General features: G+C 63.3%; 15 protein-coding genes. 8 read left to right on the top strand and 7 right to left on the bottom strand.

The window, feature by feature from the left end:
- Positions 1 to 56: 56 nt before the first annotated feature.
- The gene (gene rpsD, locus NLY33_RS18430) at positions 57 to 674 is read right to left on the bottom strand and encodes a 30S ribosomal protein S4 (RefSeq protein WP_023669107.1); all 618 of its coding nucleotides are present in this window, start codon (positions 672 to 674) and stop codon (positions 57 to 59) included.
- 386 nt (positions 675 to 1,060) lie between these two features.
- On the opposite strand from rpsD, the gene NLY33_RS18425 reads away from it, so the two are divergent.
- A complete protein-coding gene (locus NLY33_RS18425; protein ID WP_023690200.1) occupies positions 1,061 to 1,261 on the top strand; it encodes a hypothetical protein in 201 nt (66 codons plus the stop codon).
- Between the two features lie 83 nt (positions 1,262 to 1,344).
- Here NLY33_RS18425 and NLY33_RS18420 read toward each other — a convergent pair whose 3' ends face one another.
- Positions 1,345 to 1,533, bottom strand: coding sequence for a DUF3008 family protein (locus NLY33_RS18420; RefSeq protein WP_023684876.1), 189 nt, complete (start codon positions 1,531 to 1,533; stop codon positions 1,345 to 1,347).
- Between the two features lie 162 nt (positions 1,534 to 1,695).
- Here NLY33_RS18420 and NLY33_RS18415 point away from each other — a divergent pair, with 162 nt between their 5' ends.
- On the top strand, positions 1,696 to 3,078 hold the full coding sequence (locus tag NLY33_RS18415) for an RNB domain-containing ribonuclease (RefSeq protein ID WP_023709319.1): 1,383 nt from the start codon (positions 1,696 to 1,698) through the stop codon (positions 3,076 to 3,078).
- 83 nt (positions 3,079 to 3,161) lie between these two features.
- On the opposite strand, the gene murI is transcribed toward NLY33_RS18415, so the two are convergent.
- The 3 genes from murI to NLY33_RS18400 all read right to left on the bottom strand — a co-directional run bounded on the left by murI (position 3,162) and on the right by NLY33_RS18400 (position 5,635).
- Positions 3,162 to 3,950, bottom strand: coding sequence for a glutamate racemase (murI, locus tag NLY33_RS18410; protein ID WP_023708642.1), 789 nt, complete (start codon positions 3,948 to 3,950; stop codon positions 3,162 to 3,164).
- Positions 3,951 to 4,096: 146 nt separating this feature from the next.
- Entirely contained in the window at positions 4,097 to 4,705 is a 609-nt protein-coding gene (locus tag NLY33_RS18405) for a DUF805 domain-containing protein (RefSeq protein WP_023706449.1), read from the bottom strand.
- Positions 4,706 to 4,786: 81 nt separating this feature from the next.
- Complete coding sequence (locus tag NLY33_RS18400) at positions 4,787 to 5,635, bottom strand: RNA methyltransferase (RefSeq protein ID WP_023669113.1); 849 nt, start codon at positions 5,633 to 5,635, stop codon at positions 4,787 to 4,789.
- A 217-nt stretch (positions 5,636 to 5,852) separates the two neighbouring features.
- Here NLY33_RS18400 and NLY33_RS18395 point away from each other — a divergent pair, with 217 nt between their 5' ends.
- The 4 genes from NLY33_RS18395 to NLY33_RS29670 are packed head-to-tail and all read left to right on the top strand — an operon-like array spanning position 5,853 to position 8,282.
- A complete protein-coding gene (locus tag NLY33_RS18395; RefSeq protein WP_023669114.1) occupies positions 5,853 to 7,064 on the top strand; it encodes an NADP-dependent isocitrate dehydrogenase in 1,212 nt (403 codons plus the stop codon).
- A gap of 10 nt (positions 7,065 to 7,074) precedes the next feature.
- Positions 7,075 to 7,689 (top strand): glutathione S-transferase family protein, encoded by a 615-nt coding sequence (locus NLY33_RS18390; RefSeq protein ID WP_023706447.1) that lies wholly within the window; start codon positions 7,075 to 7,077, stop codon positions 7,687 to 7,689.
- Position 7,690: 1 nt separating this feature from the next.
- The gene (locus NLY33_RS29675; protein ID WP_502882061.1) at positions 7,691 to 8,017 is read left to right on the top strand and encodes a demethoxyubiquinone hydroxylase family protein; all 327 of its coding nucleotides are present in this window, start codon (positions 7,691 to 7,693) and stop codon (positions 8,015 to 8,017) included.
- On the top strand, positions 7,953 to 8,282 hold the full coding sequence (locus tag NLY33_RS29670; RefSeq protein WP_023706446.1) for a demethoxyubiquinone hydroxylase family protein: 330 nt from the start codon (positions 7,953 to 7,955) through the stop codon (positions 8,280 to 8,282). Before NLY33_RS29675 ends, NLY33_RS29670 begins: the two co-directional genes overlap by 65 nt.
- 113 nt (positions 8,283 to 8,395) lie before the next feature.
- Here NLY33_RS29670 and alaS read toward each other — a convergent pair whose 3' ends face one another.
- Both alaS and recA read right to left on the bottom strand, forming a co-directional pair.
- Positions 8,396 to 11,062, bottom strand: a complete 2,667-nt coding sequence (alaS, locus tag NLY33_RS18380; protein WP_286438817.1) for an alanine--tRNA ligase — start codon at positions 11,060 to 11,062, stop codon at positions 8,396 to 8,398.
- Positions 11,063 to 11,335: 273 nt separating this feature from the next.
- Positions 11,336 to 12,439, bottom strand: a complete 1,104-nt coding sequence (gene recA, locus NLY33_RS18375) for a recombinase RecA (RefSeq protein ID WP_023669117.1) — start codon at positions 12,437 to 12,439, stop codon at positions 11,336 to 11,338.
- Positions 12,440 to 12,721: 282 nt separating this feature from the next.
- On the opposite strand from recA, the gene NLY33_RS18370 reads away from it, so the two are divergent.
- Together NLY33_RS18370 and NLY33_RS18365 are read left to right on the top strand one after the other, a co-directional pair.
- A complete protein-coding gene (locus NLY33_RS18370; protein WP_023709317.1) occupies positions 12,722 to 13,666 on the top strand; it encodes a carbohydrate kinase family protein in 945 nt (314 codons plus the stop codon).
- Positions 13,667 to 13,736: 70 nt separating this feature from the next.
- Positions 13,737 to 14,654: a pseudouridine-5'-phosphate glycosidase gene (locus NLY33_RS18365; protein ID WP_023709316.1), complete on the top strand. Its 918-nt coding sequence runs from the start codon at positions 13,737 to 13,739 to the stop codon at positions 14,652 to 14,654.
- Positions 14,655 to 14,793 lie beyond the last annotated feature (139 nt).

Raw genomic sequence — 14,793 nt, 5'->3', positions numbered from 1 at the left:
AAAGAAAAGGCCGCCTCGACGGGCGGCCCTTTCCAGTATCGCAGAAAAGCGATCGCTTAGCGCGAATAGAATTCGACGACCAGGTTCGGCTCCATCTGCACGGCGAACGGAACATCGGCCAGGCCGGGGATGCGCGAGAAGGTCGCGACCATCTTGTTGTGATCGACTTCGATATAGTCCGGCACGTCGCGCTCGGCGAGGCCGACCGCTTCCAGCACGATGACCAGCTGCTTCGACTTTTCGCGCACTTCGACGACATCGCCCGGCTTGCAACGGTACGAGCCGATGTTGACGCGCTTGCCGTTGACGTTGACGTGGCCGTGGTTGACGAACTGGCGAGCCGCGAAAATGGTGGGCACGAACTTGGAGCGGTAGACGACCGCGTCGAGACGCGACTCGAGCAGGCCGATCAGGTTCTCGGAGGTGTCGCCCTTGCGGCGATCAGCCTCTTCATAGACTTTGCGGAACTGCTTTTCGGAGACATCACCATAGTGACCCTTCAGCTTCTGCTTGGCGCGCAGCTGCAGGCCGAAATCGGAAAGCTTGCCCTTGCGGCGCTGGCCGTGCTGGCCGGGGCCGTATTCACGCTTGTTGACCGGGGACTTCGGGCGGCCCCAGATGTTTTCGCCGAGACGGCGGTCGATCTTGTACTTCGCGGATTCGCGCTTGCTCATCGCATTCCCTTTCAAAACAAACCACCCGGAGCCTCATGGTCCGGGTGAAGGAAACGCGCCCTCCTCTGGCCTCCGTTTTCGAGGCCTGACAGGGTTTTCCCACGCAACGCGGCGGAAAACCCACGGGACACGTCAGTCTAGACAAAACCCAGGAAACGATAAACCTGCTTCCCCGGGCTTGCCATGCAAAAGAAACAACCGGGCATTGCGGCCCGGTGTTGGTGCGCTCGTTAAACGGAGATTTGAGCAGAGTCAAGCGCGTCGCTGGCGCTGGGCCCGGCAACCATATCACGTCTTTGGCGTTGAGTGCCGTGCCGGATGCGGCGGGAGGTTGTTGCGCCGACGGCATTTAGGAAGGGACTGGAGCCAAAGGAGCCCGAAGTCGCATGAAGAAGTTTTTCCTCTCGTTGGTCGGTGCGGCCGTCCTGGCCGGGACGATGTCGATCGCCGTGCCCGAGCCAGCGATGGCCAAGCATTGGCAGGGCCACAAGCATCGTCAGACCTGCCATGTCGTGGTGAAGAAGAAGGTCATCTGGCGGCATGGCCACAAGAAGGTCATCCGCTACAAGGTGAAGCGCTGCTGGTGACGTCAGGGGTTTCGGGCTTGGCCTGAACCGAAGAAGCCCGTGGTTTCGGCCACGGGCTTTGTTTATCGACTCGGTTCAAGGTTTCAGTCTGCCGATTTCTTCTCCGGCAGGCCTTTGCGCTTGGTCTCTGCGAATTCCTCGAGCTGTTTTTCGCTCATCGAATTGTACATCGACTTCGACGCGCCTTGAAGTTCGCTCTTCCTGGTCTCGCCGCGCTTGGCCGACAGGGCTGCGCCAGCGGCCTTTTGCTGTGCTTTTGAGGTTGCAGGCATATCGGCTCCTCCTTTGCTGCCAGAGGAAGAAACGTTGCGCTCCGGCGACGGTTCCAGCGCTGGCGGTCAACTTCCGTTCCGCGCTCATGCCAGCCCATGGTCGGCCGGCACTGCCGGCAAAACCACCTTCCCGTGCCCGCAACGCCGGTGTAGGACGGCGCCATGAAATCGTTGAACGATCCCTCGCAGGCACTCGCTACCGGCCTCGCGAAAATCCGCACCGAGTTCCATGTGCCGGAGGGATTTCCCCCTGATGTAATGGCCATGGCACAAACGGCGGCCAGGCGCGTGCCCGACCAGCATGCCGACCGCACGGCGATGCCCTTCGTGACGCTCGATCCCGCGGCTTCCACCGATCTTGACCAAGCGTTTTCGATCGAAGCGAGCGGTAGCGACCTTCTGTTGCACTATGCGATTGCCGACGTAGCCTGGTTCGTCGCGGACGGCGACGCGGTGGATCGCGAAGCCTGGGCGCGGGGCGAAACCCTGTATTTGCCGGACGGCAAGGCCGGGCTCTATCCCCGGGTGATTGCCGAGGGCGCCGCGAGCTTGCTGCCCGGCGGTCCGCGTCCGGCTGTCATCTTCACGGTCCGGATCGCCGACGACGGAGCGGTAAGGCTGGATGGCGCGGAGCGGGCAATCATTCAAAGCCGCGCCAAGCTCGCCTATGACAGCGTGCAGGCCGCCGACGTCCCAGTCGGCTTCGCCGAAATCGCGCGGCGCATGGCGGCGGCCGAAGAGCGTCGTGGTGCTTCGCGCGTCGACCCGCCCGAGCAGGAGGTGGAACAGCTTGCCGATGGCACGTTCCAGCTTGCGTTCAGACCGCTGCTGCAATCCGAGCAAGACAACGCAGCACTTTCGCTGGCCGCCAACATGGCGATTGCCGACGCTATGCTGGCACACCGGACCGGCTTGTTCCGGGTGATGGCGCCGCCCGATGCTTCCAAAGTACAAAGACTGCGCAGCGCGGCACGGGCCTTAGGCCTGTCCTGGCCTCCTTCGATCAGCCTGTCCGACTATCAGCGAACCCTCGATCCGACGAACATGCAACAGGCAGCGCTGATGCTGGAAATCCGCCGCGCCGGCTCCGGTGCCTCCTACCAACCCTATGAAGAAGGCGTTGTCCCCTGGCACGAGGCGATGGCCGCGACCTATGCCCACGCCACCGCGCCCCTGAGGCGGCTGGCCGATCGCTATGTCGTGCGCTGCGTGCTGGCCATCGTCAACGGCCAGCCGGTGCCGCAAGCCGTTACCGAGGCGTTTTCCAGACTGCCGAAGGTGATGGGCCGCGCAGGCGCCCGCGCCTCGCAGATCAACCACGCGGCCATCGACCTTGCCGAGGCGGTGATGCTGAGGGGGCGCATGGGTGAAACATTCAAAGCCGTCGTCACCGACGTCGGTGATCAGCGTGTGCGCGTTCAGCTCTCGGACATGCCTGTCGTTGCGAATGTGAAGGCCTCAGGGTTCAGGCAGGGCGATGGCCTGACGCTAAGGCTTGTTTCGGCCGATCCGGATCGGCGCGTCATTGTCTTCGAGCCTGCCTAAAGCGCGTCGGCGACGCGCTTTAGTTTTTTCGTTTTATGCATGTCGTTGTCCCAAAACCGCTGCGCACTTTTGGGCGACATGCATTAGCGCGCGCTCAATCCAAAACCCTGCATCAGCCGGCCGATGGCGAAGTCCGCCTTTCCCGAGGTAAAGACGGCGATGTCGGGCTCGCTTTGCGGCAATGGCCCGTCGACAGCCGGAAGCAGCGACAGAGCGCGCCGCGCAATCGCCTCGGCCGGGTCGATCCAGTCGACCGGCCAGGGCGCGGTCTTGCGCATGCGATTGGCCAGGAACGGATAGTGCGTGCAGGCGAGCACGATGATGTCCGTGCGCAAATCGTCATGCTGGACGAAACACGGTGCGATCTCGGCACGCACGGCCTCCTCGTCGACAAAGCCCTCGCGCATGTAGGCCTCGGCCAGTCCGGCGAGATTGTTGCTGCCGACCAGCCGCACATGGCATTTCTGCGCCCATTTGCCGATCAGGTCGCGCGTGTACTGGCGCTTCACCGTGCCCGGCGTCGCCAGCACCGAGACCAGCCCGGACCGGGTGCGCTCGGCCGCCGGCTTGATTGCCGGCACGGTGCCGACAAAGGGATGGCCAGGGAATTTTTCCCGCAACGCATCGATCACCAGCGTCGAAGCGGTATTGCAGGCGACGACCGAAATTTCCGGATCAAAACGGTCGAGCAGCTTGGCGAAGAGCTCGACTATATGGGCCTGCAGCGCCGGCTCTTCCCAGGCGCCGTAGGGAAAGGCCTTGTCATCGGCGACGTAGACGAAGCGCCGGTCAGGCATCAGCACGCGCGCTTCGCGCAGCACGGTCAATCCTCCAACGCCGGAATCGAACATCAGGATCGGACGGTGGCTCATTGATAACGGACCATGAAAGAGGCTGGATCAGAAGGCTTGGCGGTCATTGGCCAATGCCGTTCTATCTGCAACCATCATGGCCTTGAAGTGGCGAATGTTAGCAACTTCCATGCAAAGCCGGCGAAGACGACCTTGCCTCGGTTGCTCTAGAGCCCGCGCTTGCCGAAGCCGGCGGGCCGCGGACGGCCCAGAGGCTGGGCGGACGGCACCGAGCGCGTGGCCGGTGTGGCGTTGCGCATAGAAGACTGTGCCGTGCTGCTGGCCATCCGGCCGGATGCCGCAGGCATGGGCGTATCGCCATCGAAATCGAAAACCGATGTCAGTTCGTCGATATTGATGCCCGCCACCGGCTTAGCCACCAGAATCGTGCACCAAAGGCCAAAGATCGACAGCGCAAGCAGGTTCAAACCGCTGGACGTGCTTTCCGGATTGTTGAAATCGATGACCAGCAGCGTGCCTGCCTGCAGAAAGGCGTAGATGGCGCAGAACACGATGTAGGACCACAGGATCCAGGCTTTGCCGTTGGCGTCGCGGCTGCGTCGCCAGGCGATGTTGGCACGCATGACCACGGCCAGGAGGGAAACGACCAGAACCGCGCCTGCCATCCCTTGCCGCAATGGACCGGGCGCCGAGTTGACCAGCCCCTCAAAGCCGACCGTGCCAACGATGCACAGCACAGCAAGAACGGCCTCGAGCAGGGCTACGCCGAGCGAATAGAAGAAGAAGCGCATACGGCCGATTTTGGACGTGAACATTTGCCACCCCACCGTTTTGACAACAATGGACGAGAGGCAAATAAAATTCGGTTACTTCAGCCGTTCGAAGCTTAGCGATTTCTAATCTTCTTTGTCTGCCTGGCGTTTTCGCGCAGCGGCCGGCAAACGCCTTGGATCGTCTCCCGGCGAGCCGTCACCGCGCGGCATGGCCGGCGAAAACCGGTCGAGCGACGAGATGATGCCACGCAGCACTTTCAGTTCCGGCTCGGCGAAACCGGCGCGCGTCAAGACGGCGCGCAGATTGTCGACCATCTTGGGTTTCTTGGGCGCCGGGCGGAAATAACCGCGCGCTTCGAGCGCGCCTTCGAGATAGGCAAACAGGCCGTGCAACTCTTCCTTGCTCGCCGGCTTCATTTCAGGACTGGAGAAATTGGTCGCCGTCTCGTCCTCCAGGCCGGATTTCATCCATTCATAGGACATCAACAGCACGGCCTGGGCGATGTTGAGCGACGAAAAGCCGGGGACGACCGGGAAGGTGACGATCTCGTCGGCCAGCCCGACCTCGTCATTGTAGAGCCCAAAACGCTCGCGGCCGAACAAGATGCCGGTGCGCAGGCCGGCCATCTGACGCGCCCTGAGCGCCCTGCCCGCCTCGACCGGACCACGCACGGGTTTGAAGCCGTCGCGCTCGCGCGCCGTGGTGGCGAAGACAAAATTGAGGTCGGCGACGGCGGACGCCAGGTCGCCGAACACTGTTACGGCATCGATGACATGGTCGGCGCGGCTGGCGGCGGCGCGCGCCTTCTCGCTCGGCCAGCCGTCACGCGGGTTGACCAGTCTCAGTTCGGCAAGGCCGAAATTGGCCATGGCGCGCGCAACCATGCCGATATTCTCGCCGAGCTGCGGCTCGACCAGGATGATCGCCGGCCCGGCGGCGGATGCGTTTTCAGGATGATCGACGGCGGACATGATCTCAATGAACTGCTGTTTGCGGCATTTCAGCGTTCCCTGCCACATCCGCTCGGCAAAATGAAGCTTTTGCAAAACACCGGTCGCGGCACAGACGACCCATTCTGCACGGATCGGCGTTTGCGCGGCCAAATAGGCTTTGATATACGCTCCGCATCCCCGGCCGAAGCCATGCGGGCAAGGCCGTTTAGTTCCCCAAAAGCGAGGCATTCTTTTCATGGCGAAGATCAAGGTGGCGAACCCGGTCGTCGAGCTCGACGGCGACGAGATGACCCGCATCATCTGGCAGTTCATCAAGGACAAGCTGATCCACCCTTATCTCGACCTGAAGCTCGAATATTACGACCTCGGCGTCGAGCACCGCGACGCCACCAACGACCAGGTGACCATCGATTCGGCCAATGCCATCAAGAAATGGGGCGTCGGCGTGAAATGCGCGACGATCACGCCCGACGAGCAGCGCGTAGAGGAATTCAAGCTGAAGAAGATGTGGAAGTCGCCCAACGGCACCATCCGCAACATTCTCGGCGGCACGATTTTTCGCGAACCGATCATCATGAAGAACGTGCCGCGTTTGGTGCCGGGATGGACCAAGCCGATCATCGTCGGCCGTCATGCCTTCGGCGACCAGTATCGCGCCACCGATTTCCGCTTCCCCGGCAAGGGCAAGCTGACCATCAAGTTCGTCGGCGAGGACGGCAAGGTGATCGAGCACGACGTATACGACGCACCCGGCGCCGGTGTTGCCATGGCGATGTACAATCTCGACGACTCCATCCGCGAATTCGCCCGCGCCTCGCTGAATTACGGCCTGCTGCGCAATTATCCGGTTTATCTCTCGACCAAGAACACCATCCTCAAAGCCTATGACGGCCGGTTCAAGGACATTTTCCAGGAGGTCTACGAGGCTGAATTCGAGGCCGAGTTCAAGGCGAAGAAGCTGTGGTACGAGCACCGGCTGATCGACGACATGGTGGCCTCCGCCCTGAAATGGTCTGGCGGCTATGTCTGGGCCTGCAAGAATTATGACGGCGACGTCCAGTCCGACACGGTGGCGCAAGGTTTTGGCTCGCTCGGCCTGATGACCTCCGTGCTGATGACGCCGGACGGCAAGACGGTGGAAGCGGAGGCCGCGCACGGCACCGTGACGCGCCACTATCGCCAGCACCAGAAGGGCGAGGAAACCTCGACCAATTCGATCGCCTCGATCTTCGCCTGGACGCGCGGCCTCGCCCACCGCGCCAAGCTCGACGATAATGCCGAGTTGAAGCGATTTGCCGACACGCTGGAGAAGGTCTGCATCCAGACGGTTGAGAGCGGCTTCATGACCAAGGACCTGTCGCTCTTGATCGGTCCCGACCAACCATGGCTGTCGACCACCGGCTTCCTCGACAAGATCGACGAGAATTTGCAGAAGGCGATGGCGTAAGCCGGCAGCCATGGCCAAGCCGGTCGTCTACGGGGCGGACTACAGCGTCTATGTGCGCATCGTCCGCCTCGTGCTGGCGGAAAAAGGCATCGACTACGACCTTGTGCCGGTCGATGTCTTTGCCGCCGAGGGCACTCCCGCCTGGTACTTCGAGCATCACCCTTTCGGCCGCATTCCGGCCTTCGAGCACGGCGGGTTTCGCCTGTTCGAAACCAGCGCAATCGCCCGCTATGTCGACGAGGCGTGCGACGGCCCGGCACTGCAGCCAAAAGACGCCCGCACCCGCGCAACGATGAACCAGATCATCGGCATGCTCGACGCCTATGCCTACAGATCGATGGTCTGGGACGTCGCCGTCGAGCGGCTTGAGAAGGAAGCGCCAGACGAGGCACTGGTCGCCAACGGGCTGCGCCAGGCGGAAACGGTGCTGCGGGTGCTCACCGCACTCAAGCCTCCCGGGCCGTGGCTGCTCGGGGACCAGCTGACGCTGGCCGACCTGCATGCGGCATCCATCATCGCCTATTTCGTCAAGGTCGCCGACGGGCAAAAGCTGCTTGCGGCGTTCGCCGACATCCAGGCCTGGTGGGAGGGCATCGCAAAACGTCCGAGCCTGGCGGCAGGCTGATATGGGTTCGGCCATGGCTGACCCATCTCGCCAGGACGCGCTCACCGTCGCCAGAATTGTCAGGGTCAACCACGCCGGTGAGTTCGGTGCGATCAGGATCTATTCGGCGCAGATTCTTGTCGCCAGGCGCTTATGGCCGGATTGCGTGCCATCCTTGTCGGAGATGCTTGGGCACGAGCGCACGCATTGCGCTGCGTTCCGCGCCGCCATGCCGGCGCGGCGGTCGCGACCGTGCCGGGTGATGCTGGAGCTGGGGTGGCTGGGTGCTGGGTTTTGTCACCGCCCTGCTCGGTCCGCAAGGCATCTGGGCCTGCACGGCGGCGGTTGAAGCGGCGGTGCATCGCCATCTGGACGATCAGCTGTTTTTCCTCGCCAATCGCGACCACGACTTGCACGGCATCATCCTGGCGATCCGCGAGGAAGAGCTCGCCCATCTCCATCACGCCGAAGAGCAGCTGAAATCGCCCGGCCCGGCGCTGAACTTTTTACGGTCGCTGATTTCGATCGCCACGGACGTGCTGATCTGGCTGTCCACCTGGGGCGATTCCAGCAGAATGACGCGCGCCCTGAAGGCGGCGAAAAGAACTAGCTAGACGGACCGTCTAAGAGCTGATTGCCGGCTTGCCACTATCAGCCACAGAATGGCAAGCACGGCGGCGAAGGCCGGAAAGCCGCACACAAAACCAGATAAGGCATAGGGTGGCTTTCAGGCTGCCTCCAGCGCCGCCCTCACCGCGGCGATCGCATCATTGGCCTTCGAGGCGTCCGGGCCGCCGGCTTGCGCCATGTCGGGCCGTCCGCCACCGCCCTGCCCGCCCAATGCGGCCGAGGCAACGCGCACAAGATCGACAGCGCTGAAGCGGCCGACGAGATCGTCCGTCACTGCGACCACGACGCTTGCCTTGTTGTCTTCGCCCGCACCGACGAAGACGACGACGCCTGAGCCGAGCGAAGTCTTGCCGGCATCGGCCAGCGGCTTCAAATCCTTCGGCGACACGCCGGAAACCGCTTTGCCGAGGAAGCCGATACCGGCGACGGTTTCGGTGGTGGCCGGAGCATCGGCCGCAGCACCACCGCCCAGCGCCAGTTTCTTGCGGGCTTCGCTCAGTTCCTTCTCGAGCTTCTTGCGTTCCTCGAGCAGCGCCTCGACACGCGCCGGCACGTCGGCCGGCGAGATCTTCAGCACGGCCGCAGTTGCCTTCAGGCGTCTGTCCTGCTCGTCGAGATATTTTCGTGCGGCTTCGCCGGTCAGCGCCTCGATGCGGCGCACGCCGGCGGCGACCGCGCTGTCGGAGACGACACGCACCAGGCCGATATCGCCGGTCGCCCGGACATGGGTGCCGCCACAAAGTTCTACGGAATAGGGTCTATTGGCCTTGGCGCCATGCACGCCGGTGCCCATCGAGACGACACGCACCTCGTCGCCGTATTTTTCGCCGAACAGCGCCATGGCGCCTTCGGCGATGGCGTCGTCGACCGACATCAGCCGCGTCGTCACCGGGCTGTTCTGGACGACGATTTCGTTGGCCATGCGCTCGACCTCTTCGAGATCTTCGGCCGAGATCGGCTTGTTGTGCGAGATGTCGAAGCGCAGGCGCTCGGGCGCGACCAGCGAACCTTTCTGCGCGACATGGGTGCCCAGCACCTCGCGCAGCGCCTCATGGATCAGATGCGTTGCCGAATGGTTGGCACGCAGCCGGGTGCGGCGCGCATGGTCAACTTTCAGCTCGACGGCTGCACCTGGCTTGACCGTGCCGTTCGTCACCTTGCCCAGATGCACGAACAGGCCGTCGGCCTTTTTCTGCGTGTCGGAAACCTCGATCGAGAAACCTTCGCCGGAGATGATGCCGGTGTCGCCCATCTGGCCGCCCGACTCGCCATAGAACGGCGTCTGGTTGACGACCACCGCCACCACGTCGCCCTTGCCGGCGCTATCGACGGTCTTGCCGTCCTTGACCAGCGCCTGGATGAGGCCTTCCGCCTGTTCGGTCTCGTAGCCGAGGAATTCGGTGGCGCCGGCCTTCTCGCGTATAGAAAACCAGATGGTCTCGGTGGCCGCGTCGCCGGAGCCAGCCCAATGCTTGCGCGCTTCGGCCTTCTGCTGCTCCATCGCATGGGTGAATCCGGCAAGGTCGACCGAGATGTTGCGCTGGCGCAGTGCGTCCTGCGTCAGATCGAGCGGGAAGCCGTACGTGTCATAGAGCTTGAACGCCGTCTCGCCGTCCAGCATGTCGCCGGCGTGCAGCGTATCCGTCGCCTCCGAGAGCAGGCCGAGGCCGCGCACCAGCGTCTTGCGGAAGCGTGTCTCCTCGAGCTTCAGCGTTTCCGTGATCAACTGTTCGCCGCGCAGCAGTTCGGGATAGGCCTGGCCCATCTCGCGCACCAGCGCCGGCACCAGTTTCCACATCAACGGCTCCTTGGCGCCGAGCAACTGCGCATGGCGCATGGCGCGGCGCATGATGCGGCGCAGCACATAGCCGCGGCCTTCGTTCGACGGCAGCACGCCGTCGGCAACCAGGAAGGAGGACGAGCGCAGATGATCGGCAATGACGCGGAAGGAGGCGACCGTCTCCTTGTCCGGGCCCTGCCCGAGCGCTGACGAGGCCGCATCGATCAGATGACGGAACAGGTCGGTCTCGAAGACGCTCTCCACCCCTTGCAGGATGGAGGCCATGCGCTCCAGGCCCATGCCGGTGTCGATCGACGGCCGCGGCAGGTCGATGCGCTCATCCTTGGTGACCTGCTCATATTGCATGAACACCAGGTTCCAGAATTCAAGGAAGCGGTCGCCGTCCTCCTCCGGGCTGCCGGGAGGGCCGCCCCAGATGTGCTCGCCACGGTCGATGAAGATTTCCGAGCACGGCCCGCACGGTCCGGTGTCGCCCATCGCCCAGAAATTGTCGGAGGTCGGGATGCGGATGATGCGGTCGTCGGAGAAACCGGCGATCTTCTTCCAGAAGCCGGCCGCCTCGTCATCGGTGTGATAGACGGTGACCAGCAGCTTGTCCTTGTTCAGCCCGAACTCCTTGGTAATCAGGTTCCAGGCCAGTTCGATGGCGCGCTCCTTGAAATAGTCGCCGAAGGAGAAATTGCCGAGCATTTCGAAAAAAGTCAGGTGGCGCGCGGTGTAGCCGACATTGTCGAGGTCGTTGTGCTTGCCGCCGGCGCGGACGCTTTTCTGCGCGGTGGTGGCGCGCGAATAGGACCGCTTCTCCAGGCCGGTAAAGACGTTCTTGAACTGCACCATGCCGGCATTGGTGAACATCAGCGTCGGGTCGTTGCGCGGCACCAGCGGGCTCGAGGCCACGACCTCGTGGCCCTCCTTGCGGAAATAGTCGAGGAATGTCGACCGGATCTCGTTCACGCCACTCATGACTGCTGCCTTTTCGCGAAAACCGCCGGCACGGCCGGCGGACACTGGTCTCTGCTTTTTAGAAGATCGACTTGGCCTTTTAGCGGGCACGCCCCACCCTGTCCAGAAACACGGAATTGGGCCATCCCGGCAACTGCCAAGCCGGCTTCACGCTGCCCAAAAACGAAAACCGCCGGCGCGAAGGCCGGCGGTTTGAAACGCAATACTAAAGAACTCGGTTACTTAAGCATCGGATAATAGACTGGATTTTTATGGCCGAACTCTGGCCGTGCCCTACATGGCGCCGGATTCTTCCTCGAAGCCGTCGTCGCTTTCGCCGCGCTCGGGGCCGCCATTTTCAAGAAATTTCTCGGCGATCAGCCCGGCATTCTGCCGCAGCGCAAGTTCGATCTCACGCGCCGTGTCGGGATTGTCGCGCAGGAACAGTTTGGCGTTTTCGCGACCTTGGCCGAGACGCTGCGAATTGTAGGAGAACCAGGCGCCGGACTTCTCGACCACGCCGGCCTTGACGCCGAGATCGACCAGTTCGCCGGTCTTGGAGACGCCCTCGCCATACATGATGTCGAACTCGACCACCTTGAAGGGCGGCGCCAGCTTGTTCTTGACCACCTTGACGCGGGTCTGGTTGCCGACGACCTCGTCGCGGTCCTTGACCGAGCCGATGCGGCGGATGTCGAGGCGCACCGAAGCGTAGAATTTCAGCGCGTTGCCGCCGGTCGTGGTCTCGGGCGAACCGAACATCACGCCGATCTTCATGCGGATCTGGTTGATGAAGATGACCATGGTGTTGGAGCGCGAGATCGAGGCGGTCAGCTTGCGCAGCGCCTGGCTCATCAGACGCGCCTGGAGACCGGGCAGCGAATCGCCCATCTCGCCTTCGATTTCGGCGCGCGGCGTCAGCGCCGCCACCGAATCGACGACCAGCACGTCGATGGCGCCTGAACGCACCAGCGTGTCGCATATTTCCAGCGCCTGCTCGCCGGTGTCCGGCTGCGAGATCAAGAGGTTTTCCAGATCGACGCCGAGCTTGCGGGCATAGACCGGATCGAGTGCGTGCTCGGCATCGACGAAGGCGCAGATACCGCCTTTCTTCTGGGCTTCGGCAACTGTGTGCAGCGCCAGTGTCGTCTTGCCCGAGCTTTCCGGCCCGTAGATCTCGACGATGCGGCCGCGCGGCAGGCCGCCGACGCCAAGCGCGATGTCGAGGCCCAGCGATCCGGTCGGCACGGTTTCGATCTCGACGACCTGCTCGTTGGCGCCAAGCCGCATGATCGAGCCCTTGCCGAAGGCGCGCTCGATTTGCGACAGCGCCGCGTCCAGAGCCTTTGATTTGTCCACCGCTTTGTCCTCTACAAGCCGCAAAGAATTCTGAGCCATGATACATCACCCCTTGGTCGTCAATGAAGGCCGGACAATCCGTAATCCCTGCCCATTTTGTACTACTTTTGTTCTCGTTTGGCAAGAGGGGTCAAATATCTGAAAAGCAACCTTTATCCGGATTTGTTCTTTTTTTGTCTCATGGTTTCGTTTCCGGATGTATCCACCATTGGGCCAGACGCGCCGGCTGTTTCGATCGGCCGAATCGCCGGCTTGCCTGCGAAGCTCCGCCGCACAGCGTAGCGCTTGTGCGGCTCGAATAACAAAGGTCATATCGCCGGCATGGTGAAATCAGCAAAGATACTGGCGGTGGGCGGCGCCCATATCGATCGCCGCGGCCAGGTGTCGGGCACGTACGTGCCCGCGGCGTCCAACCCCGGCACGATGCGCGAGGATGTCGGCGGCGGCGTCTTCAACGCGCTGCGCAGCCTGGTGCGGCGCGGCGTCTCGGCCTCGCTTTTGTCGGTGCGCGGCGGCGATGCCTCGGCCGAGACGGTTGCGCGCGCCATCGCCGACTCCGGCATTGCCGACCTGTCGGCGGTTTTCCTCGACCGCACGACGCCGAGCTACACGGCGCTGATCGATCGCGACGGCGAGCTGATCACCGGCTTTGCCGATATGGCGCTCTACGATTTGGCGTTCCCCAAGCAGATCCGCCGCTCCAAGGTGCGCGAGGTGGTCGCCGAGGCCGATGCGGTGCTCTGCGACGCCAATCTGCCATCAACGGCGCTGGAGCGGCTGGTGGGGCTCGCCGCCGGCAAGCCGGTGTTCGCCATCGCCATTTCGCCGGCCAAGGTGGTGCGGCTGATACCGGTGCTGAAGGAACTCGCGCAGGTCTTCATGAACCGGCGCGAGGCCATGGTGCTGGCCGGCGTCGATGCCAATGCCACCGAGCGCGAGACCGTCGACGGACTGCGCTGCAGCGGCCTCACCAGTGGCGTGGTGACGGCGGGCGACGGCCCGGTGCTGGGATTCGACGAAGCCGGCGCCTTCTCTATCCTGCCGCCGGCGCCGAGAAAAGTCGCCGACGTCACCGGCGCCGGCGACGCGCTGGCCGGCGCCACCATCGCTGCCCTGCTGCGCGGCCTGCCCCTGCGCCAGGCATTGCGCGAGGGCGTTGCCGCCGCCACGCTGGCCATTGAAAGCGCCGACGCGGTTCCGGCCTTCACGATTGCGACCTTCACCGAGGCACTGGCTCTTGTGCCCGACGCGCAGGAAATGGCATGAGGGCGGCCAATTGCCATTGCCGGAGCGCGACGTCCAAGCGGACGCGCGGATCTCCGGATCGGAGACCATCATGACACCGCAAAGCGCCCGCCCCTTCATCGACCTCCACGCGCCCGTGGCCGAGGCGCTCGCCGCTGGCCGCCCCGTCGTGGCGCTGGAAAGCACCATCATCACCCATGGCATGCCTTACCCCGACAATGGCGCCATGGCCGCCAATGTCGAAAAGATAATCCTGGACAATGGCGCGGTGCCGGCGACGATCGCCGTGGTCGCCGGCCGCATCAAGATCGGGCTTTCCGACGGCGAGCGCGAGTCGCTGGCGATGACCGGCGACGCCATGAAGCTGTCGCGCGCCGATCTCGGCTTTGCGGTGGCGCAAGGCCGCACCGGCGGCACCACGGTCGCCGCCACCATGATCGCGGCCGACATGGTCGGGATAAAGGTGTTCGCCACCGGCGGCATTGGCGGCGTCCACAAGGGCGCGGAAAAAAGCTTCGACATCTCGGCCGATCTCGACGAGTTGGCGCGCACCCCGGTCATCGTCGTCTCGGCCGGCGCCAAGGCGATCCTCGACATCGAAAAGACCCTGGAAGTGCTGGAGACGCGCGGCGTGCCGGTGATTGGCCATGGCTGCGAGACGATGCCGGCCTTCTGGTCGCGGCATTCGCCGTTCCGCGCGCCGCTGACCCTGCACAGACCGGAAGAGATCGCGCATTTCTACAAGACCAGGGCGGCACTTGGCCTGGTCGGCGGCATGCTGATCGCCAACCCGGTGCCGCAGGACGATGAAATCCCGGCCGACGAGATGGCCGGCTATATCGAGGCCGTGCAGAAGGCGGCGGAAGTGCAGAATGTGACCGGTAAGGCGGTGACGCCGTTCCTGTTGGGCAAAATCCTCGAACTGACCGGCGGCCGGAGCTTGAAGACCAACATCGCGCTGGTCGAGAACAATGCGCGGTTGGCGGCGAGGATTGCGAAGGCGCTGTAGGATCGCCTACGTCGGCGGGACAGCACCCCCTCTGGCCTGCCGGCCATCTCCCCCGCAAGGAGGGAGATTAACAGCTTAGCCGCAGGCTCCCATTTTCAACGTTGGTGATTGGCGAAGGCCAATGTGACAACTGATCTCC

The organism is Mesorhizobium sp. C432A, from assembly GCF_030323145.1.
Lineage (GTDB): Bacteria > Pseudomonadota > Alphaproteobacteria > Rhizobiales > Rhizobiaceae > Mesorhizobium.
The sequence above is the reverse complement of the archived record's forward strand: the minus strand, read 5'-3'. Positions and strand labels throughout refer to the sequence as shown.